This window comes from Bacillus sp. TCT6 (genome assembly GCF_056033845.1).
This window is the reverse complement of sequence record NZ_JBVYHX010000003.1, coordinates 130,207-149,566: the sequence shown is the minus strand read 5'-3', so window position 1 is coordinate 149,566 and position 19,360 is coordinate 130,207. Positions and strand designations below refer to the sequence as shown.

Here is a 19,360-nt window from a genome sequence, read left to right as displayed (position 1 = left end):
GAAGCTGGCAGTGCCAATTTTGCACGGTATTAGTTTAACAATTCAAAGTGGTGAGTTTGTTTCCATTATGGGGCCATCTGGTTCTGGTAAGTCAACGCTTATGAATATTATAGGTTGTTTAGATCGTCCGACAGAAGGTGAATATGTGCTGAATGATGTGAATATCTTAACGGCAGACGAGTCAAAACTAGCTTTAATTCGTAATGAATATATCGGCTTTGTATTCCAGCACTTTAATTTATTACCACGTCTTTCTGCAGTGGAAAACGTTGAACTTCCACTCGTATATGGGGGAATGAAGAAAGCAGAGCGTCGCAAACGTGCTTTAGAGGCGTTAGGTAAAGTAGGATTAGCAGATCGCGTGCATCACTTACCGAATGAATTATCAGGTGGACAGAAGCAACGTGTAGCAATTGCAAGGGCGATTGCGAATAACCCAACGTTCATTATGGCCGATGAACCGACTGGTGCACTTGATACGAAATCTGGTGGCCAAGTTATGGATATTTTCACAAAGTTAAATGCAGAAGGTACGACAATTGTTATGGTTACGCACGAGGAAGAGGTAGCTGCTTATTCATCTCGCCGTATTGTATTGCGAGATGGGAAAATCACAGAAGATAGAAGGTGTGCCGTATGAGTTTATTAGATAGTATAAAAATTGCTTTGTCTTCTATTCTTTCCCATAAATTACGCTCAGCCTTAACAATGCTTGGGATTATTATTGGTGTATCTTCTATTATTACTGTGGTTGCAATTGGACAGGGCGGGGAGGCTACATTAAAGTCATTATTTGCTGGTAAAGGAAATAATGTTGTTCCCATTCATTACACTCCAGATATTAATAATCCTTTTGAAACAGAAGAACCTAAGTTAACTGAGGAAGACATTTATGAAGTACAAAATATCCCAGAAGTGGCACATGTTCTTACAACAAATTCTAGTATGGAAGCTCTGGATATCGAAGATAAAAAAGAAATGGTAACTATTACAGGATTAGATAAACAATACTTTAATGTTAATCAAGTGAAAGTATTAAAAGGTCGGTCATTACAGGAGTCTGATATTACCGAAGGAAATAATGTGGTCATGATTAGTACAGGAATGAAAAATAAAGTATTCAAAAAGCAAAATCCAATTGGTAAAATAATTGAAATTAAGGGGCAACCAATGCAAATCATTGGTACTTATAAATCAGATAATGATTTTATGGGAATGGAAGCTTCAGAAGCTCTAATTCCGATTACACTATGGCCGACATTATATGGAAAAGATGAAATTCAAGAAATTTCCGTACAAGCAAAAAATGTTGATGATTTAGAATTAGCAGGAAAAAAAGCGTCTAAGGTATTAAATAGCCGCAAACCAAGCGAGTTTACAGGAAAATATGAGGTAACAAATTTAAAAGAACTTCAAGATGGTATTTCTCAAATGACAAATATTATGACTATGATTATTGGTGGTATTGCTGGTATTTCCTTAGTGGTTGGTGGAATTGGTGTTATGAATATTATGCTTGTATCAGTAACAGAGCGCACCCGTGAAATAGGAGTACGTAAAGCACTTGGAGCAACGCGCAGTAAAATATTGCTACAATTCTTAATTGAATCAGTTATGGTAACTCTTATTGGTGGACTAATTGGGATCGCTCTTGGCTACTTGGGAGCTTATGTTGTGTCTATTTATGCGAAATGGCCACCACTGGTTTCATGGGAAGTTGTTGTTGGAGGAGTGTTGTTCTCTATGACACTTGGTATTATTTTTGGGTTAATTCCTGCAAATAAAGCTGCAAAATTGGACCCAATTGAAGCACTTCGCTACGAATAGGTTACAACATAAACTATTCTAATAGAGCGTAGTATATAAATACATGGAGGTTATAGAAATGGAATTAAATATTAAAGATCAAGAGGTCAATGTTGAAAAACCATCTTTATTTGGAATAATTACATCTCCAAGTTTGCAATTTGAAAAAATAAAAAATAGTAACGCCATTTGGAAAAGCTTTTGGATATTGGCAGCTTTAACCGGTATTGTATATCTAATTAATACATATGCCTATATTCTGTCTCCAGAAGGTAAAAAAGCAAATGCAGAGTCAGTTTTAGATATCCCCTTATATTGGCAATTAGGGAGTGGATTTTTTACAGGAGCTATTGGTTTTATAATAGGGGCTTTTATTACTGCAGCTATTTATAAAGTGTTTATGATGTTTATGAACAACGATACACCTTTTAAAAAATTATTAGCAATTTCAGTGTATGGAAGTGTTATTACCACACTTGGTTTATTTATAAATGGTCTTTTGGCTATTATTATTGGAGAAACAGGAGAAGAAATGTATACTGGGTTAGCTCCTTTATTCACTTCATTTAATGACGTTTTACATGGTGCTATGAAGTCATTTGAAATCTTTACAATATGGTCTTTAGTTATATCTGCATTAGGATTACATATTACAGCTGGATTAAGCAAAAAACAGGCAACGGTAGTTGCAATCATCTTCTTTATTTTCTCAGTAGCTTTTGGAGCAATTGGTGGTATGATGCCAAAGTTTTAAGTTGAATTGCTATTAAAATAGATGGACAAGCACAAAGTAATATTATATAAATTGTTAAAAAAACATCTCTATTTAATTCACCGGTTAAAAGTGAATTAAATAGAGAGTTTTTTCATTTTATTGTTTTAAAAGAAATGAAGTGAATGGTGCTCTTAGTATACATCTCTACATTACTGTTTTTTATAAACATATGTTTTCATATATTATTTATTTAATACTTTTAAATTATCAACATATAATGCAGACTGGAGACTTATAAGAATCGTCTCTTCATTAAAATTTAAGTTTTTCATGTTATTTATAAAATTATTAATTAATTCTTTTATCATTTGATTAAGAAGTTCTTTGATCTTATCTTCCTCAGTGGTTACATATCTTCCCATTCCTCTACGCGTTATAATAATCTCTTCTTTTTCTAGCTCTTGAAATGCACGTTGAATCGTATTTTGATTGACTTGTAATGTGGTAGCTAATTCACGTACAGTAGGAATTTTGCTGCCTGTTGACCAGCGTTTAGATATAATTTCCATTCTTATGTACTCTACTATCTGTATATACACTGGTATATTAGGTGAAAAATCACTTCTCATTTTTTTACCCCCAGAATTAATTCGTTAATTATATAATATAATAATTTTAAGAAAAAAAAGATAATTTATTGCTAATAAGAATAAAATTATTATATCTTTATGATTTAATTTTGTTATTTTCAGTAAGAATTAAGGATTTATATATTTATTTGTTTTAAGAATATATAAAATGTTGATATATTTATAGAAAAAATCCAGTCTGAATTGAGCAAACAAAAAAGAGAAAAATTAACTATTTCTGTTAGTTTTTCTCTTTTTTATTTGCTTTAGTATTTAATACTGCTCTAAATTTGTTATATAGGATTTTACTGCTTGTAATAAGAATTCTTCTTGCCCAATACCAGCATCCGCTGCCATTTGAACTACTTTTTTCTTGAATTCATTATCTGCATGAAATGTGAATGGCTCTACATTACTTTTAAAGTAAATCCCCTCTACATGTGGAAGAATCGTGCCAGATTTCATATGAGAATGTAAGTATTTAATTTCTTCTTGAAACTGCAATGGCTCTATTTGTAATACAAAAGGTTTAATTTCTAATTTGATAGTATCAGATGAAATATTCAATCGCATATTTGTGACACCAAGTTCTTTATAAAATAAGTTAATTAAATTATAAGTAATGGAATTAAATAATTGAGGCTTTTTAAATGAAAAAGATAAATACCCCCGTTTTGTAATTACAGCTTGTTTTGGAAGAGATTCAAAGGAATAATCATGTTCCTTATAAGTGGATAGCGGGAAAATTTCTTCATCCTCTGTAAGAATCTTTCCATCTGTTCCATTGATCTCTATTACTCTAGCTGCTTTTCCGGTATGTTGATGTCTTAATAATTGGTATAAATATATATCTTCTCCTTGAATTTTAGTAATGAATGTTTTTCGCTCTTTTGTTTTAGTTTTTTCATAATCAAGCATAAAAATTTCTAGCTCTTCCTCATCGATAAGATATACTTGTTTTCCTCGTTTTTCTACCTTTGTCGCAGGTAATTTTCCAGATTTGATATATGTAAAGATAGTAGATGGGGCAACATTAAGAATATCAGCTGCTTCTTTTGTGCTAAGTCCTTTAACCGTATCTTTATTTTTTAAGCGCTCTATATCTTCTAAATAGAAAATCTTACTACCGAATTGCTTCCAGTTATCTTTATATACACATTCTATTAATCCGTCTTTTTCTTTTTTTAAAATTGTTTGTATCGTTACCCCTAATAAGTTGGCTGCCTCTTTTGTCGTTACAGTAGGTTTTGTAATGAACAATAAATCTTGTGTCATGAAATGACACCTCCATAACTATTGTTTGCTAATATTTTAGATATGTATATATCATATCAGAATTTTATTTGTATTTAAAATAAGAAATGAATTTCATTAAACATTTTAAGCATTTTTGTATTTTAATAGGTTTTTATAGATTTGTTTATTATAAGATAACTATGAATGTTAATTTATTAGCTGTTAAATAATATCTATTTATTAATAAATTATTAAAAAATATAAATATAAGTTAATGGAGAAGAATATAGAATTATTACTGAAAGAATATGTATTATCATTTGTATAATTAATAGAAGTGAAATAAAATGATAAGTATAGTTATTAAAAATAATTATATTCATAATCTACAATAGGAGAGGTGAATTTGAAATATGGATAATAAAATTGTAAGAGAAAATTTACCTATCATAAATAATCAAAGTAAATACATAGATGTATATTTAGATAATATAAGAGATGTTGTCCCATATCTGCATAATAATCGTTATGTAGATATGGTGGAAGAGAAGATGGAGGTTGCGGAAAAAGAGGGAAAGAGTAAATATACGTATTTAAGTGACCTGGAGGTCATTTATCATTTCGTACATTTACAAAAAGATATGGATGAGAAGAAGAATAGAAAAGAGGATACGAAAAAGAGTTATATATCTGAAATCTTGTCATTTTGTCAGTGCATGGTGCAGTATGCAGAAGAATTTGAATTAAATGGGGAAGAGGTACAGAAAAAGGACTCTTTATTGAGAACATTACAACCTTGGCATATTCGCAAATATAATTCTTGGTTGAAAAAGGTAGAGAACGGTAGGAATGGTGACACATATGCAGTCGCAACACTTGCAAAGAAAACAGTGCTCATTCGTTCTTTTCTAAAACATCTTTATGTATTTTCTTACATTGAAAAGCCTCTTCATGAAGAACTGCAGCGCGCAAATGTAAATGAACAGGATCGGCCAAATCGGGACCTATCTTATGATGAAGTAATGAAAATATTAGGATTTTATAAAGAAAGAGGGCATGTAGTAAACTATACAATTTTACTAGCTCTGGCAAGTACAGGTGCAAGAATTCAAGAATTGTGTACAACAAGAGTCAAAGATTTACACTATGACGGAAAGTACTGGTTAAAAGTAACGGGTAAAGGAGATAAAGTGCGTGAACTTTTCATTTCGGAACATTTGTATCAATGTATTTGTGAAATGAGAAAGAGAAGAGGGTTCCAAACTGTATTGGATCGAGGAGATGAAAGTCCTTTATTTATAAACCAAAGAGGGAGCTTTTATAATTCAAAAACATTATCAAACCAGGTAACAGATATGATCAAAAAAACAAATTTAGAGTTTCTGCAGTATCGTGAAAATCCAGTAACAGCACATACATTTCGTCATGCTTTTGCAATCATGGCAGTTGAACAAGGAAATGCGGATCTATATCATTTAATGCAAACGCTGGGGCATGAAAATATTCAAACAACAAAAATCTATTTAGAGAAGCATATGAAACGGAAGAATAATGTAGGTACTTCTTTTGCAGATATGTTGCAATGAATAAATTAGAGAAGTAAATAAAAAGAATTCATATTTAATTGAGATTTTTCCTTTTGTTTACAAAAATGAAAGTGAGAAATTGAAAAAAGATTCCTCAGATTTGCTTGTAATACGTTTTGTTTTTATGGTTAACGCAATAAGTATAGAGTTGATTTAAAGTTTATACAAGTAATTCAAAGAGTGTTTAACGTGATGTTGGTTTTTTCGTGATTTCAAGTACATAATATTTAGCCCATTTATTAAATATAGAAGGTCTTATACAGGGAGATGGTCCATACGGTAGCAGAGACAATAAGCATCGAGGATTTTATGGATGGTAACTATGGCGCTAAGAAAAAGAGGAGCTTGTTCAAAAAAGAAAGCAAAAAAATACGCACCCGTGGCGGCGCGGATAAGTATTGTGATCGGTAGTGCTATTATATTCAGTAAAATTATAAATATTCCTCATGTATTTGCTGATGGTCATAATTTAGATGTGAATGAAGTATTTAAAGAGATGCAATCAAACGACGGAAAGATAAAGAATTATATAGATGGCCAATTATACAATCGTATTGTAAATGCGTTTGAACCGGTTATATTCTTAATTAAAGTTGTGTCATATCCGATTGCATCCGTTATAGCGTTATGCGGAGGGATGTTCATTATGGTAGGTAGCCAGGAACAGGGATTCTCGCTAATAAGTCGTGCTGGGATTGGTTTATATAGTTGTGCAAATGATTCCGTTGTTTATGAGATTGCTAAGGCTATTTTGTCCTACTTAATGTAGGACTTTTTCATATGATAATAACCATTTATCGTTAGTATCAGACAACATATCTTAACTCAACATTCGCAATAAATAGTTTTATGTTTCTGAAATTGTAATATATTTACATATATGAAAATCGAAAGTATGATGAAGGTGCAAGCTATAAAACTATTAAAGGGGGATTTTTTATGTTAAAGAAACTAGCAATTGGAGCATTAGCAACTGGGATTATGTTGTCTGGAGCTGGCGGTGTGATGGCGGCAGAAAACACACCAGCTTTAAGTAAGGAAAAGGTTGCAGACTTAAATACTTTAAGTACTGCGTATACTACTGTTAATGTCAATGGGAGCACTGTTGAATTTGTTGTAAAAGGCTTAGAAAATCCATTCACTTCAAAGTATTATCAAAGAATAGCTTGGACAAATAGTTATTCGGATCCAAATAATTACAATACATTAGCAGTAGCATCTCGGCTGAACCCCTAAAAAAGATTGATAATTATTAATAAAGTTTGATAAGAATTCCCTTGAAAGATGGAGTGAAATTGAATATTCATTCCATTTTTTTATTGTTCATTATATCACTTTATGATATATTATTTTTAGATATATCATAAAGTGATATAAGAAGGTAGGGAGAAAATGAAATCATTAGAACAATTAACTGATTCTGTATTTTATATTATGGCAGGATTTACAAAGCCAAGACATGGCTATGCGGTGATGAGTTTGATTGAGGAGTTAACAAATGGGAAAGTAGTCATTGGCCCTGCATCACTATACACAATTATTAAAAAGTTAATAACCGAATCTTACATTGAATTATTTGATGATTCAGATTCACGTAGGAAGGTATATGTTTTGACAGACAGAGGTAGAGAAGTGTTGGAACAAGATATTTTGAGACGTAAAATGATGCTTGATTTTGCTGAAAATGGATTAAAAGGGGAGAACTAAAATGGGGAAAACAAAATACATAATGTCAAATGGGATTGCTTTTTCAGAAGAACAAGATTTAAAAAAGTTAAGAAAATATGCTGCTAAAGGATGGATTGTGAAACGTTTTAAACGAATGGGATATGAATTAGAAAAGGGCGTTTCTGAAGATACTATTTTTAGTCTTGATATAAGACCATTAGAAGAAAATGAATTAGAAGAATATATTGAAATGTTTGAACTTGCAGGTTGGGAATATGTTTGTTCAAGTTATTATGGTGTGCACCTATTTAAGGCCAAACCTGGTACAAAACCAATTTATACAGATAAAGAAACAAAACAGGAAAAAATAAAAATACTTAGACAACCAGTCATGTCAGCAGTTGTAATTAGCATGGCCATGTCGATTGTAAGTTATTTAGTTCATTCGGTAAGTTCAGGGGTATTAAGTACAACATTTTCGATAGTTTTCTTATTTTCCCTTGCCATTACCATTCCAATGTTAATGACATTAATGGCGACCTACTACCATTCGTTTCGAACAAAATAGTAGGGGTACCGCCAGCATTTCGGAAAAAACCACGCTAAGAGTATACAAGATTTTATACAGTTTTTCGACTAATCCAGTAATAAACAAGAAACCTAAAACCGCGCCATAATAGGAATGTATAAAAAGATGAATAGTTTTATAGAAAATAAAACAGGGGATTCCTTCTGAGATTAAGGTTTCCCCTTTTTCCTTGCTACTGATAATGATGCGTTATGTTAACTTAACCTGTATAGGATATTCATTAACCCAAAGTAATTAAAATATGCTTTGGGTTTTGTATTTTCCAAGATAAGGTGTAAATATATCTTTACATTCATACTGTTTTTATATAATCTATTAGTAAAGATATCTTTACATTGCAGGTGAAATGATGGCTGTAAAAAATAAAATTAAGGAACTACGAGTACAACATGAAATTACACAAGTACAGATGGCAAAGGACTTACAAGTTACAAGACAAACGATTGTAGCCATTGAAAACAATCACTATAATCCAAGTTTAGAATTAGCATTGAAAATAGCTCATTACTTTAATCTAAAAATGGAGGACATTTTTACACTTGAATAATCTTGAAATAAAGGAGCAAAAGAACAATGTGGATACAAAAGCAAGACGAAATGGAAAAAAATCATGTAGCAAAAGCCAGTAAAAATGGGTTCATGGTCTATACAATTTTATTACTCATTTGGTCGTTATACGATAACTTTAGAAATGGTCATTTAGGAAATGCTTTTTTGATTTTATCAATAGGGAATGCAGTGTATTTTTGGACACTCGTTGTACAAAAAAGAAAAATAGAACGCTTTGAAGAAACAGATGACTCTGACACAACAATAAAATTTGTAAAAAGAAACAAACATTTTATTATATGGGCAGTTATCTTAATTGTTATAACTGTTATTGGATTACTTACAAAGTAAAAGGAAAAAGTAACTTCTGAGAATAGGACGTTATGTTAACCAATCATGTATACCATATACAGACAAATACTCATAACAAATGATCTCTTCTAAATGGTATAATTAGGAAAAAGGAGGATCCTAATGAAATGGGTAAACTTCATTAAAAACATCTCAACAGATTATAAATTTAATCCCCCTGCAACAGAAGCTACGATAACAAAAATCGAAGATATATTTCAAGTTAAACTTCCAGATGAATTGAAAGAATTTCTTTGTGAAACAAATGGAGTTGAATACAGTGAATTTAATCTACCTCTTGTCTGGAACACAGAGCGGATTCAAAAAGAAAATTACGATATGCGTAGTGAAAAAACTTTTAAAGAGATGTACATGCCATTTGACTCTTTGCTGTTTATAGCTGATGCAGGGAATGGAGATTTGTTTGGCTATCGTGTATTAAATGGACTGATTGACAACTATGATATCTATACATGGAATCATGAAAATGATAGCCGAACATGGGTTGCTCCCTCTCTACAAATATTCATAGAGTGGTGGTACAAAGGGAAAATTTCTATCTAGCAATGTGTAACTTCCAATAACGAAAATTATGTAAATAAGCTGTCCATATGGACAGCTTATTGTATTTTTTTGCTTAGCGTGGGTTTTTTCCACAATGCTGGCGGTACCCCTAATAGATGTCCCTTGTTTATCCATATAATTAAGTACATCCAGTTTAGACTGAAGGGAATAGCTTGTATAGCGTTTTTCAAAAGCTTTTTCTCCTACTGCTTTATATTGCTTAACCCACTGTTGGATTACACTTGGATGAACCTTTATAGATCTCGCAAGTCTTTTCACTCCATCATTGCCATCTAAATATCTTCTTACCACCTCTACTTTTTCCTCTGGTGAAAATTTAACCATAAAAAGTACACCTCCAATTGTCTTTCGTGTCTAACAATTGGGGTGCACATCATAATTGGCCGGCTTTTTTTATTTCCTCTATTCAAAATCTATTTATTCATTTTACTTAAAGCTTTATCCATTTGACGTTCATTAGCTTGAGTAGCACTACTTGTTGCATTTTCTACACCACGGTAATTATATTTAGAGTTTTGCCAGAAATCAAAAGCAAAATCTTTTAAATTTTTATCTGATGCATTTTTATCAACAACTTGCGACTTGAAAAGGTTGTTTAACATGTATTCATGGTTAGATACATCTTTAATATAGTTTTTATCTTTATATTCTTTAATAATTTCGTCACCGAATTGTTTAACTTCATCTTTGGATGGTTTGTAACCTTGAGCATATTTGCTTACTTCATCAAACTTTTCAGTTGTAGATTTATCACTCGATGCAACTTCTTTAACCTTATTTCCCCAGTCAACTGTTTTAACCGTCTCTTTTGCGGCAGTGTCTTCTTTTTTAGGCTGTTCTTGTTCTGGTTGTTCTTGCGGTTTAGGTGTTTCTTGACTCGGCTGTGTAGTTTTTTGAAGTGACCTAGTTTGCTCTTTTTCATAGGAGTCCACTTTAGATTTTAACTCTTTGATTTGTGTTTTTAATTCTTGCTGTTCATTAAAGTGTTGATCGATAAGTTTATCCATATCTTTTTGTGAATACTTAGGTTTCATATCTTCTGATTTGGAATCCTTATAAATAGCTACGGAAGCAATGATAACTACTATTACAGCGATAATTCCAATGATTAGTTTTTTGTTCATTTATGTTCCTCCTAAAATACAATGTTATTATTATATAACAATTAAACAGTTATAGGTAGAAAAAAAGACACCCTAAGGTGCCTTTATCCGACTTGAACCACTTTAATTTTATATAAATATACACGTATTACCCCTTTGTTATACGTGTAAACACATCCTATAAAACAGAATCGTCTATATACACCAGATTGTTAGTTCACAAAAAATCAAGAGATTTGAGATCAATATGTTATGCCTTTCAAAAGAATCTGCTTTATAGAATGTATCCACAATTTATATTTTACTACATGTAATATTTATTTAGTGTAATTTTCACAAATATGCACAATTGCATAAAGTTGATAAAAAAATACAAGTATAATTTGGTATTGTGTAATAAAGACAAGGCCCACCTACGGAAATAGGTGGGCTTTTTTATTGGGTATTACTATCTCAGTGCACAAAAGGGAATTTGTATTTAAATAATAGCATATCCTTAAAGTTCTTTTCTTTATGCGGATTTCTATTTTATCACTCTAAACTTTGATGCTATTCCAAATCGTTCGAAAAATGGACAGAGATTTTCACATTACAACTTCACAGAGTAATTTAATCTCTTTTATTTGTTCAATATGACGTTGTTCATGCAAATATATCAGTTCTATCCATTGATCAAGATGTAATTCTCCCAGAGCAGGGTGTTTCACTGATTTTTTTGCTAATATGGATACATCTTTTATTGTACTAAGAAAAGTCATCAATTTTTTTCTCGAATCGTTTAACAAATCAATCATTTGGTGAACTTCAAATGCTTCTAAGCTTGGTTCAAGAAATTCTGGAGCTGTAAATTTTTTCGTTCTATCTAATAATATAGAATGAATTTCTTGACGCTCTTTTTGGGTACTATCAATCTCTTTTAATCCAGATGAAATAACTTTTATAGCCCTTTCATCTAATAAGACTAAGTGATGACAAACTTGTGCTATACTCCATTTATTCTTATCTGGCTTACTATTGAATTGAGCGTCACTCAATAAAGTAATCTCCTCTAATAGGTAATTTCTCGTTTCATAAAACTCATCATTTACAAATTTATTCATGAGATTTCTCCCTTCACCTGAAAGTACATACTTAGATTCCTATTCTGTATATATTCTCTACAATACAAAATTTTCCCTTCAACACTCTATGTTAAGGTGGGTAGTAACAGCTACCCTGTCACCACCACTATTTATTGGTTCAATAGGTCGTAGCTTGAAAATAAAAGTAAGCCTATGACCTATTTTTACACGTATCTCGGCTGTACCCCATATCCACAAAGCGGGAATGGTTATCAGGCATATGGATATGAATCATTAAATAATGTTAAACAAAAAATTGGCTCTGGTCAGACGGTCTATGGTTTCGCCCTAGCAAATAATGGAACCTGGTATCCGGCTGGACAAGCTATAATTAACTATTAAGATTTAAAACAAAGAGGAGTCCTAGTGGGCTCCTTTTTTTACTTGTAGAAATTTCTGAACCATCATGAAATGCTGTCACTAGGGGGTGTCGTGACGTTATGACGGATCAAATAGTGTATTCCGCTAGTGGAGTATACAAACGACTAGGAATAAGTGATATCTTGTAAAATAATGATAAAATATAAGCCAATATGTTAATGAGGTGTATAAATTGAGGAATGAACATGAATCAACTATGGTCATAGATGTAAGCAACATTTATAATGCAAAAGAATTGCATTTACTTCTTAAAGAGAAGCTTGAGTTTCCTGATTTTTATGGGGAAAATTGGGATGCCTTTTGGGATTGTATTACAGGGTTTGTGTTTCCTTTGCCAAACAAAATGATTTTCGAAGGATGGTCAAAGTTAGAAAAAAGGCTACCGATAGATACAAAAATAATGAAAGAGTGCCTTCTTGATTATAATGAAGAGAATAGAAAGAATCCTGAATGGAAAAGTGAATTCTTATTTTATTAAATAATAGGAAATATTTATGAGGTGACTAAGAAACTTAACAGTCGGTTCAACTTCAACTTCAACCGTTATAGCGTTATGCGGTGGTTTGTTCATTATGGTTGGTAGCCAGGAACAAGGATTCTCGCTAATAAGTCAAACGGGAATTGTTTATATTGTAGTTCAAATGATTCTGTTGTTTAGGAAATTGCTTGTTAAAATCAATAAATCGCTATAAAATATTTTTATAGTGGAAAATGGGAAACAGAAAGTGTATGGAGGAAACTAGAATGAAAAAAGTCATTTCGGATAACTTTGCATCTTTCTTTTGTATAGGCTTATTATTATGTTTGTCGATTGATTATAATAATATATCAATCATGGGCTATATCTTTATTGCAACAAGTATATTTGCATTTATAACATTCTTGATCAATCTAGCTTTAACCTATCAGTTAGAGAAAAGAGAAAAAGAAAGTATATAGTTAAGTTGAAAAGGCCTGTACAGGTCTTTTTTTTATTTGCAGGAATTTCTTTGCCATCATGGAATACTCTCACTAGGAGGTGTTGTGACGTTATGACGGACGAAATTGTTTATTCTGCTAGTGAAGTATACAAACGACTAGGAATTTCCGATAGCACCCTTAGAAAGTACATGGAAGTATTACAGCGCGAGGGATTCGCTGTAAAGAAAGATAATCGTGGCAGACGCCAATACACAGAAAATGACATTATGGTGATTGAGAAATTAATTGAACTTAGTAAGCATGACGGTATGACGCTAGAAAAGGCAGCAAAGATGATTGCGCAGCAAATAGAGAAAGTTAATCCGGATTTGATTCAAGAAGAGGCTGAGGAAACGGACTTAGTGCCATTCCACATTAAACAGCAATTACAGGAACAGTATAGCGTTATGGCGCAAGAAATGAATCAGAATATGTTAGCAATGGAGAGACGATTAAGTGAGCAGGCAAAGCAAAGTAATGAGGAAATCAAAGCGAGCGTTGAAGCGCATAATGAGCGAGTGGAAAAACGATTGGAAGCGCGAGACGAGACGCTTATGAAGACACTACGTGAGATGCAGGAAACGAAGAGGTTAATGCAAGATTTTCGGGATGAGATTGCTGCAGCGAAAGAGAAGAAGCCGTGGTGGAAGTTCTGGTGAGAATAAGGAGGTTCCCTTGTGAGAGTAGGGTTCCTCTTTGTCCTTGCTACCGATAATGATGAGCTTTGTTAAACCCACTTTAAATAAAACATTAGGGGGAATGTACTTATGTCTAATGAAGTTGTGCCTTTCACAGTAAGACTAGCTGCTCCAGAAGATTTTTGGGATATATCAAATATAAGCAAGCAAGTTCAACAGTTGCATATAGAGGGAAGGCCAGATATTTACTCTGATACTTCAGCTTCTTTGGATCACAATGCATACGAAGAGTGGCTTACTGATAAAACCATAGAGATATTTGTAGTAGAGGACAATAATAAAGAGATTCTTGCTTACATAATCTTAGATATTAAAGAACCATCTGAAAATCCAAAGTTAGTTGAGCGAAAAGTACTCTTTATCCGCAATATTGGTGTAAGCGAAATATGTCAAGGAACAGGAATAGGAAAAATATTAGTACAAAAAGCATTTGAGTATGCTAAAGAAATACAAGCAACAAGTGTAGAATTAAATGTTTTAGAATTTAACAAGAAGGCTATACGATTCTACGAAAAACTTGGATTTAAAACACAGAGTAGGCAAATGGAATTTGTATTACCTGATGCTTAAAACTAATTCCTATATCGATAATCGTGTAAATGAGCTAGTGGAGAAATCAATGGAAGTACGGGATGAGACGCTTATGAAGACATTGCGTGAGATGCAGGAGTTTCGAGATGAGGTTGCTGCTGTGAGAGAGAAGAAAAAGCCGTGGTGGAAGTTCTGGTGAATATAGAAATATGAAAAGACCCTACATATGTAGGGCTTATTTTTTTATAGAAACTATGTCGTCTAGAGTGCTCTGCTCATGTGCATCCAATTTATTAGCAATGTAGTAATCTAATATTTCATCAATAAGCTCATAATTTTTCATGTCTTTCATTGTACAAATGGTTTTTATTTGATTAAGTGTTTCAGGCGATACTTTTATATTTTTTCTGTCTGCTGCTGATAAGGAATTCTTTTTCTTTGTTGCATGATTAACTTGAATAGATGCCACAGTCACCAAGTATTGTTTATACAAATTGACCACTCCTATTTAAAAAGTTTTATTTATCTTCTAACATTTCATAAAGACGCTTGTACATATCTCTATATGCTTTAGAATGTCTGTTTTGTAGATTGGCATCTATGTAACTTTCAACAAGCATATCAATGATATTGTTAATTGATGTTTTTTCCATAGCTTCTTGTTCTTGGATAAATGGTTTAAGGGTATTTAGCTTTAGCAAAACAGCAGGTGAAATTTTAGCTGTTTTAGATGGAACTAAACGTTGATCTGGTTTCTCTGGTGTCTGTATTTCCTTTTCCGTGTTAACAGGATTAAGTTGGTCAGTTAAATCTGAAGCCTCGGTAATAGGTGTTACGGTTACTACAAAAGATTTACTTTTATTTTCCAAAGATACCACTCCTAGTTAGCATTCTATTAAATGTCTGTTAAAATCGTAAATTTCCTTTGTTGTTCAGGGGTCAGTTCATTATCTACATAATGATTTATTAGTAAACCGATGATTTCGTGAGTAAATTTCGTGTTGGTAATTTTCATTAGTACTTCAAGTTCTTCTTTGGATTGTTTAGGGATTTTAATACTACCCTGTTGGTTTTTAAAACTCTTTTTCTCAGGTGTTTGCAATGTCATTTCTGTATTCGAAGCTGAATCGTCAGTGATAGGTGTAACGGTTACTACAAATGAATTGTTCTTATTATCCAAAGGTACCACCTCTATTTATAAATTTATAATCTTATACTTTTATAAATTTATAAAAGTATAAATTCGTTTATTTAGATAGGAATAAAGTTTAACTTCATTCCTATTCTCGACTTTTCTTCACTTCAAGCACTTGTTTTACAGCGTTTTTTACTAACTTTTGCTTTGGTGCAGGTAATGAAGCAACTTTTTCTTCGATTAACATATTTATAACTTCATAAATTTTCATATCTTCAATTGTAGCCAGGGTAGATATTGCCGTATGTGTTTCTAATGAGACACGGAAAGATTTAGGTAACTCTTTCGTAGTAAGTTTTCTTTTAGGTTTTTCAAAGAGTTTATCATCGTCAGGAAAACTACGTTCCTGATTTTCTTTGCTTTCTGGTGTGAAGGTTACTGACCCTTCAGTTTTCTTTCTTCTCATTCCAAGTTGTTCTTTATCTATATTCAATTTGTTATCCATTTACTGTTGTCATTCCTTCCAAAATCTCGATTCTTTTTTCGACTTCACCAGCAATATTTTGGTATACAGTATGAACGTTTTTATCATGAACATCTTTCAGATTGTAAGTGATTCCTGTTCTATCAAATCTCTTTAAACGTGCCATCTGTTTAATGATGTTACTGAATACATTGGCCTTGCCAAAAATCTCTTCTGCTTCTTGAAGAATATCTTTATCGATTTCATTCCCATTTTGCATTAGTACAGGTAATGCCCCGATAATTTCTAATGGTAAATTGTAATCATCTGCTAATGAAAATACATGTTCAACGTATTTTTGAGCACCCTTTAATGATCTTTCTTGCGTTTGTAAAATAACCATTACATAGTCACTAGCGACTAAGGCACTATCTGCAAATTTATTTAATTGTGGTGGCACGTCAATAAAAATGTAATCATAATTTTCTTTGATTGTACTTAACTGTTTTGCAAAATATGTATCTTGCGAGAAGTCATCCTCAAAGTTTCTAAATAGGAATTTTTCATACGTTTGTAAATCCTCGTAAGAAGGAAGTAAGTCCAAGTTAGGTAGTACATTAATCAGTGCGCTTTGTAAGTTCGCGTCTATAAGAGCCATAGCTAATGTTCTTTTAAATTCCGGTTCAATCGAATGTACTTTTTTCATTGTGTTAAATAGTAAATCAGTCGCATTTGCTTGTGGATCTAAATCTACTAATAAAGTTTTCTTTCCTTGTTTTGCGAATGTATAAGCTAACATTACAGCGTTGGTAGTCTTTCCAACCCCACCTTTGAAGTTACCAGTTGTGATAACCTTGCACATTTTCCGTCACCTCGTAAAAAAAATTTTTTTATACTTTTATAAATTTATAATTTAATTTTATAACACAACATACCTGCGGTAAAGTATAATTTTATACTTTTATACTTTTATAAAAAAATTAATATTAATCTGTAAAAGGATGATAGTTTTTAAAAACCATTTTTTAAAAGCCGTATTTTAAAGCTTTATTAGCGTATTTTTTATAAAAGTATAATTTTATACTTTTATATTTTTATAAAAGTATAAAAAAATCATCATTCTTTTTTTTGAAAAATAGTTTTTTATAAAAGTATAAATTTATAAAAGTATAAAAATGAAATTAGAATTTTAGATAGAGGGGAATGTCACAGGCTTATAGGGGTATTTACAAAGAAAAAAGCTTGTTGTAACGTAATAAACAACAAGTACCATTCTACAAAACAAAACATAATTTGATATTTTACATAAATGAAGATCAAGAGGATCTATAGAGCAAAATTAAAAACAATTGAATATGAACACAAAACAAAAAGCCACTCCCATATGCTAACGGCTACCAACCTTTAGCGGGAATGACTTATCTAGCTAGTGTACCACCACTTGGCTAGAAACGAACTGTATTAACCCACAGTATTTACGTTTAAGTAGTGTACCACCACTAACCTTAAACAACTATGCCTTTTCACGAGGCTTCTTTGATATACCCATTTTATCTATTGTTTGGATAAATATCAACTAGTAAATACTAGTTTTGATTATTTTGTATTCCAAAAGATATATAGCGGGCATCTCTAAACCTAGAAGTCTTGTGGATCTACAGGTCATTTAGAAATTTGGAGATGCCTTTTTGTTTTTTGTTCGCGTGGAATTGCCTGATACCACGTAAATAAAAACTGATAAGCCGTAATTCCGTGCTGCATACATCTATTTAGCGGGAACGTGTTACGGCGTGGCTGGCTGTTGGTCGTGCAGGGGGTACAGAGTATACGCCTACAAAAACAGCACCCCTCATTGGAATCCTGTTCTTCTGGTGAGGGAGGGCGAGAACTTGCCCAGGGACGATTCTCTAAAAGGTTCGGGTGGTTATCGTTAGCATTACGGTGCTAGGGAGTACATTCAGTTTGTCGTGTAGGGACGATATTACAAGGACAAGCCATAGTAAAAGGATGTATGCGGTGAAAATCGCTGAGTGAACAGGGTCTATACATACGGATACCTTATAAGTGACCGCATGGCGAAAACAAAGACGCTTATCCATCTATTTTGATTGATTACTTTTTTTGTGATCTTTCAAAGTAGGGGATAAATCTGCCTTCCAGCCGTATTCCTTAATCATTCCCACATGATAAAAATCCTCAAGACCTTCAGTCAAGTTTAATTACGAAGAAAAGATGAAAAACATGGGATTGTTTAAAATCTGGGGGGAACTACTCACTAAGATAGAGGAATAAATAATGGATTTACTACTTACTTGGTTAGAGGATAAGGGGATGGGTGTTAGAATAGGCCTTATTGCAGAATTAGGTTTTATCAATCAGATATAGTACGTGAAATTTTTAATGTAGAGATATAACGATGATCAGGAGTTTCTGTTATAATCAATTGAGCACAAGTGCAAAATCACATGGAACTCACCTACGGAAATAGGTGGGTTATTTTATATTGGTGAGTTAATACAAGTATGATAGAATAAGAACAACTGTATATTGTAGGGTGGGAGGTTACGACTGTCCTTTTCTCATTTGATGGGGAAAGGAGGTGTAGCCAATGGATCTATTTCTTCAAATAGTATTAGAGGTAATTAAGACGATTGTACGAGAACTTGTGGTTTTCGTAGTTAAGAAGATTACTTCTAAAAAACAGAAGAAGACCACCCGTAAGCCGGCAAAGCGTGGGCGGTCTTCTAAATCTAAAAAGTAGTATTTAGTTGCAACCACTCACCTTGCGGTAGCAGTTACTTGAAGAGATGTTGACGCATCTCTTCTTTTATTATATACGTACAGAAACATTGAAATACCTTTAAGGAAATTATAACAAATAGAAAAACAAAAGAAAAGCCCACTGAATTTCCGTAATAGTGGGTTGTTAGTTGGGTATTTCTATCTCAATGCACAAAAGGGAATTTCTATTAAAATTATAGCATGCATTTATAACTCTTATATTGAGAAAAAGAAAAGACACCCATATTAGAGTGTCTTTTCCAATAGTTTTTTAGCAGAAGCAACTGCATCCGATAATGATTAACAGTATAAAGAGTACAACGAGTAAAGCAAAACCTCCAGAAAAACCGCAGCCTTCGCCGCAACTACCACCATAGCCCATAATAATAGAACCTCCTTTAATAAAAGGAAAAAACAAGGGTGTACGCATGTTTTTAACGGATTTAATATACCTTATGTTTTTAGGCATTAAT

The 19,360-nt window shown here is 32.5% G+C and carries 24 protein-coding genes and 3 pseudogenes; 16 read left to right on the top strand and 11 right to left on the bottom strand.

The window, feature by feature from the left end:
* From AC0ONG_RS29585 to yknW, 3 genes are all read left to right on the top strand, one after another.
* The coding region (locus AC0ONG_RS29585; protein WP_474205304.1) for an ABC transporter ATP-binding protein at positions 1-640 on the top strand (640 nt) is incomplete at its 5' end.
* Entirely contained in the window at positions 637-1,827 is a 1,191-nt protein-coding gene (locus AC0ONG_RS29580) for an ABC transporter permease (protein ID WP_063539070.1), read from the top strand. The genes AC0ONG_RS29585 and AC0ONG_RS29580, both read left to right, overlap by 4 nt.
* A 58-nt stretch (positions 1,828-1,885) precedes the next feature.
* Complete coding sequence (yknW, locus tag AC0ONG_RS29575) at positions 1,886-2,560, top strand: YknW family membrane protein (RefSeq protein ID WP_474205301.1); 675 nt, start codon at positions 1,886-1,888, stop codon at positions 2,558-2,560.
* A 203-nt stretch (positions 2,561-2,763) separates the two neighbouring features.
* On the opposite strand, the gene AC0ONG_RS29570 is transcribed toward yknW, so the two are convergent.
* The gene (locus AC0ONG_RS29570; RefSeq protein WP_098437961.1) at positions 2,764-3,150 is read right to left on the bottom strand and encodes a GntR family transcriptional regulator; all 387 of its coding nucleotides are present in this window, start codon (positions 3,148-3,150) and stop codon (positions 2,764-2,766) included.
* Between the two features lie 273 nt (positions 3,151-3,423).
* On the bottom strand, positions 3,424-4,425 hold the full coding sequence (locus tag AC0ONG_RS29565; protein WP_097889061.1) for a helix-turn-helix domain-containing protein: 1,002 nt from the start codon (positions 4,423-4,425) through the stop codon (positions 3,424-3,426).
* A gap of 374 nt (positions 4,426-4,799) precedes the next feature.
* On the opposite strand from AC0ONG_RS29565, the gene AC0ONG_RS29560 reads away from it, so the two are divergent.
* The 8 genes and pseudogenes from AC0ONG_RS29560 (at position 4,800) to AC0ONG_RS29525 (ending at position 9,693) form a co-directional block, all read left to right on the top strand.
* On the top strand, positions 4,800-5,972 hold the full coding sequence (locus tag AC0ONG_RS29560; RefSeq protein ID WP_098437962.1) for a tyrosine-type recombinase/integrase: 1,173 nt from the start codon (positions 4,800-4,802) through the stop codon (positions 5,970-5,972).
* 267 nt (positions 5,973-6,239) lie between these two features.
* A pseudogene (locus AC0ONG_RS29555) lies at positions 6,240-6,736 on the top strand (hypothetical protein).
* 175 nt (positions 6,737-6,911) lie between these two features.
* The gene (locus AC0ONG_RS29550) at positions 6,912-7,208 is read left to right on the top strand and encodes a hypothetical protein (protein ID WP_141528090.1); all 297 of its coding nucleotides are present in this window, start codon (positions 6,912-6,914) and stop codon (positions 7,206-7,208) included.
* A 156-nt stretch (positions 7,209-7,364) separates the two neighbouring features.
* Entirely contained in the window at positions 7,365-7,679 is a 315-nt protein-coding gene (locus AC0ONG_RS29545) for a PadR family transcriptional regulator (RefSeq protein WP_097947067.1), read from the top strand.
* 1 nt (position 7,680) lies between these two features.
* Complete coding sequence (locus tag AC0ONG_RS29540; protein ID WP_097947065.1) at positions 7,681-8,208, top strand: DUF2812 domain-containing protein; 528 nt, start codon at positions 7,681-7,683, stop codon at positions 8,206-8,208.
* 370 nt (positions 8,209-8,578) lie between these two features.
* Positions 8,579-8,776, top strand: a complete 198-nt coding sequence (locus AC0ONG_RS29535) for a helix-turn-helix transcriptional regulator (RefSeq protein ID WP_097891072.1) — start codon at positions 8,579-8,581, stop codon at positions 8,774-8,776.
* 26 nt (positions 8,777-8,802) lie between these two features.
* Positions 8,803-9,129, top strand: coding sequence for a hypothetical protein (locus AC0ONG_RS29530; RefSeq protein ID WP_474205297.1), 327 nt, complete (start codon positions 8,803-8,805; stop codon positions 9,127-9,129).
* Between the two features lie 123 nt (positions 9,130-9,252).
* Entirely contained in the window at positions 9,253-9,693 is a 441-nt protein-coding gene (locus AC0ONG_RS29525; RefSeq protein WP_000872352.1) for an SMI1/KNR4 family protein, read from the top strand.
* A gap of 93 nt (positions 9,694-9,786) precedes the next feature.
* Here AC0ONG_RS29525 and AC0ONG_RS29520 read toward each other — a convergent pair.
* From AC0ONG_RS29520 to AC0ONG_RS29510, 3 genes and pseudogenes are all read right to left on the bottom strand, one after another.
* Positions 9,787-10,038 (bottom strand): annotated as a pseudogene (locus AC0ONG_RS29520) (transposase); the annotation flags it as partial.
* An 89-nt stretch (positions 10,039-10,127) separates the two neighbouring features.
* Positions 10,128-10,838 carry a hypothetical protein gene (locus AC0ONG_RS29515; RefSeq protein WP_098300797.1) on the bottom strand — a complete coding sequence of 237 codons (711 nt, stop codon included), beginning with the start codon at positions 10,836-10,838 and terminating at the stop codon, positions 10,128-10,130.
* 563 nt (positions 10,839-11,401) lie between these two features.
* Positions 11,402-11,917 (bottom strand): DinB family protein, encoded by a 516-nt coding sequence (locus tag AC0ONG_RS29510; protein WP_065230108.1) that lies wholly within the window; start codon positions 11,915-11,917, stop codon positions 11,402-11,404.
* Between the two features lie 574 nt (positions 11,918-12,491).
* On the opposite strand from AC0ONG_RS29510, the gene AC0ONG_RS29505 reads away from it, so the two are divergent.
* From AC0ONG_RS29505 to AC0ONG_RS29485, 5 genes and pseudogenes are all read left to right on the top strand, one after another.
* On the top strand, positions 12,492-12,797 hold the full coding sequence (locus AC0ONG_RS29505) for a barstar family protein (RefSeq protein ID WP_474205294.1): 306 nt from the start codon (positions 12,492-12,494) through the stop codon (positions 12,795-12,797).
* Positions 12,798-13,063: 266 nt separating this feature from the next.
* Positions 13,064-13,258, top strand: a complete 195-nt coding sequence (locus AC0ONG_RS29500) for a hypothetical protein (protein ID WP_061667359.1) — start codon at positions 13,064-13,066, stop codon at positions 13,256-13,258.
* A 92-nt stretch (positions 13,259-13,350) separates the two neighbouring features.
* On the top strand, positions 13,351-13,938 hold the full coding sequence (locus tag AC0ONG_RS29495) for a DUF3967 domain-containing protein (RefSeq protein WP_098437966.1): 588 nt from the start codon (positions 13,351-13,353) through the stop codon (positions 13,936-13,938).
* A gap of 108 nt (positions 13,939-14,046) precedes the next feature.
* On the top strand, positions 14,047-14,547 hold the full coding sequence (locus AC0ONG_RS29490) for a GNAT family N-acetyltransferase (RefSeq protein ID WP_098437967.1): 501 nt from the start codon (positions 14,047-14,049) through the stop codon (positions 14,545-14,547).
* A gap of 28 nt (positions 14,548-14,575) precedes the next feature.
* Positions 14,576-14,707, top strand: a pseudogene (locus AC0ONG_RS29485) (DUF3967 domain-containing protein); the annotation flags it as partial.
* Positions 14,708-14,743: 36 nt separating this feature from the next.
* Here AC0ONG_RS29485 and AC0ONG_RS29480 read toward each other — a convergent pair.
* From AC0ONG_RS29480 to AC0ONG_RS29455, 6 genes are all read right to left on the bottom strand, one after another.
* Positions 14,744-15,001 carry a hypothetical protein gene (locus AC0ONG_RS29480; protein WP_098437970.1) on the bottom strand — a complete coding sequence of 86 codons (258 nt, stop codon included), beginning with the start codon at positions 14,999-15,001 and terminating at the stop codon, positions 14,744-14,746.
* A 25-nt stretch (positions 15,002-15,026) separates the two neighbouring features.
* The gene (locus tag AC0ONG_RS29475) at positions 15,027-15,377 is read right to left on the bottom strand and encodes a hypothetical protein (protein ID WP_098834089.1); all 351 of its coding nucleotides are present in this window, start codon (positions 15,375-15,377) and stop codon (positions 15,027-15,029) included.
* Positions 15,378-15,403: 26 nt separating this feature from the next.
* Positions 15,404-15,688 (bottom strand): hypothetical protein, encoded by a 285-nt coding sequence (locus tag AC0ONG_RS29470; RefSeq protein ID WP_474205290.1) that lies wholly within the window; start codon positions 15,686-15,688, stop codon positions 15,404-15,406.
* A 100-nt stretch (positions 15,689-15,788) separates the two neighbouring features.
* On the bottom strand, positions 15,789-16,148 hold the full coding sequence (locus tag AC0ONG_RS29465; protein WP_000369031.1) for a hypothetical protein: 360 nt from the start codon (positions 16,146-16,148) through the stop codon (positions 15,789-15,791).
* Positions 16,141-16,968: a ParA family protein gene (locus AC0ONG_RS29460; protein WP_061667347.1), complete on the bottom strand. Its 828-nt coding sequence runs from the start codon at positions 16,966-16,968 to the stop codon at positions 16,141-16,143. The genes AC0ONG_RS29465 and AC0ONG_RS29460 overlap by 8 nt, the downstream gene beginning before the upstream one ends.
* A gap of 2,190 nt (positions 16,969-19,158) precedes the next feature.
* On the bottom strand, positions 19,159-19,269 hold the full coding sequence (locus tag AC0ONG_RS29455; protein ID WP_080470949.1) for a YjcZ family sporulation protein: 111 nt from the start codon (positions 19,267-19,269) through the stop codon (positions 19,159-19,161).
* Between the last annotated feature and the right edge of the window lie 91 nt (positions 19,270-19,360).

Bases quoted from the DNA above. Each gene is read 5' to 3' on its own strand.
- AC0ONG_RS29515 (WP_098300797.1), bottom strand. From the start codon at position 10,838: ATGAACAAAAAACTAATCATTGGAATTATCGCTGTAATAGTAGTTATC.
- AC0ONG_RS29565 (WP_097889061.1), bottom strand. From the start codon at position 4,425: ATGACACAAGATTTATTGTTCATTACAAAACCTACTGTAACGACAAAA.
- AC0ONG_RS29525 (WP_000872352.1), top strand. From the start codon at position 9,253: ATGAAATGGGTAAACTTCATTAAAAACATCTCAACAGATTATAAATTT.
- AC0ONG_RS29580 (WP_063539070.1), top strand. From the start codon at position 637: ATGAGTTTATTAGATAGTATAAAAATTGCTTTGTCTTCTATTCTTTCC.
- AC0ONG_RS29465 (WP_000369031.1), bottom strand. From the start codon at position 16,148: ATGGATAACAAATTGAATATAGATAAAGAACAACTTGGAATGAGAAGA.
- AC0ONG_RS29560 (WP_098437962.1), top strand. From the start codon at position 4,800: ATGGATAATAAAATTGTAAGAGAAAATTTACCTATCATAAATAATCAA.
- AC0ONG_RS29500 (WP_061667359.1), top strand. From the start codon at position 13,064: ATGAAAAAAGTCATTTCGGATAACTTTGCATCTTTCTTTTGTATAGGC.
- AC0ONG_RS29550 (WP_141528090.1), top strand. From the start codon at position 6,912: ATGTTAAAGAAACTAGCAATTGGAGCATTAGCAACTGGGATTATGTTG.
- AC0ONG_RS29490 (WP_098437967.1), top strand. From the start codon at position 14,047: ATGTCTAATGAAGTTGTGCCTTTCACAGTAAGACTAGCTGCTCCAGAA.
- AC0ONG_RS29570 (WP_098437961.1), bottom strand. From the start codon at position 3,150: ATGAGAAGTGATTTTTCACCTAATATACCAGTGTATATACAGATAGTA.
- AC0ONG_RS29540 (WP_097947065.1), top strand. From the start codon at position 7,681: ATGGGGAAAACAAAATACATAATGTCAAATGGGATTGCTTTTTCAGAA.
- AC0ONG_RS29545 (WP_097947067.1), top strand. From the start codon at position 7,365: ATGAAATCATTAGAACAATTAACTGATTCTGTATTTTATATTATGGCA.
- AC0ONG_RS29455 (WP_080470949.1), bottom strand. From the start codon at position 19,269: ATGGGCTATGGTGGTAGTTGCGGCGAAGGCTGCGGTTTTTCTGGAGGT.
- AC0ONG_RS29510 (WP_065230108.1), bottom strand. From the start codon at position 11,917: ATGAATAAATTTGTAAATGATGAGTTTTATGAAACGAGAAATTACCTA.
- AC0ONG_RS29535 (WP_097891072.1), top strand. From the start codon at position 8,579: ATGGCTGTAAAAAATAAAATTAAGGAACTACGAGTACAACATGAAATT.
- AC0ONG_RS29495 (WP_098437966.1), top strand. From the start codon at position 13,351: ATGACGGACGAAATTGTTTATTCTGCTAGTGAAGTATACAAACGACTA.
- yknW (WP_474205301.1), top strand. From the start codon at position 1,886: ATGGAATTAAATATTAAAGATCAAGAGGTCAATGTTGAAAAACCATCT.
- AC0ONG_RS29460 (WP_061667347.1), bottom strand. From the start codon at position 16,968: ATGTGCAAGGTTATCACAACTGGTAACTTCAAAGGTGGGGTTGGAAAG.
- AC0ONG_RS29530 (WP_474205297.1), top strand. From the start codon at position 8,803: ATGTGGATACAAAAGCAAGACGAAATGGAAAAAAATCATGTAGCAAAA.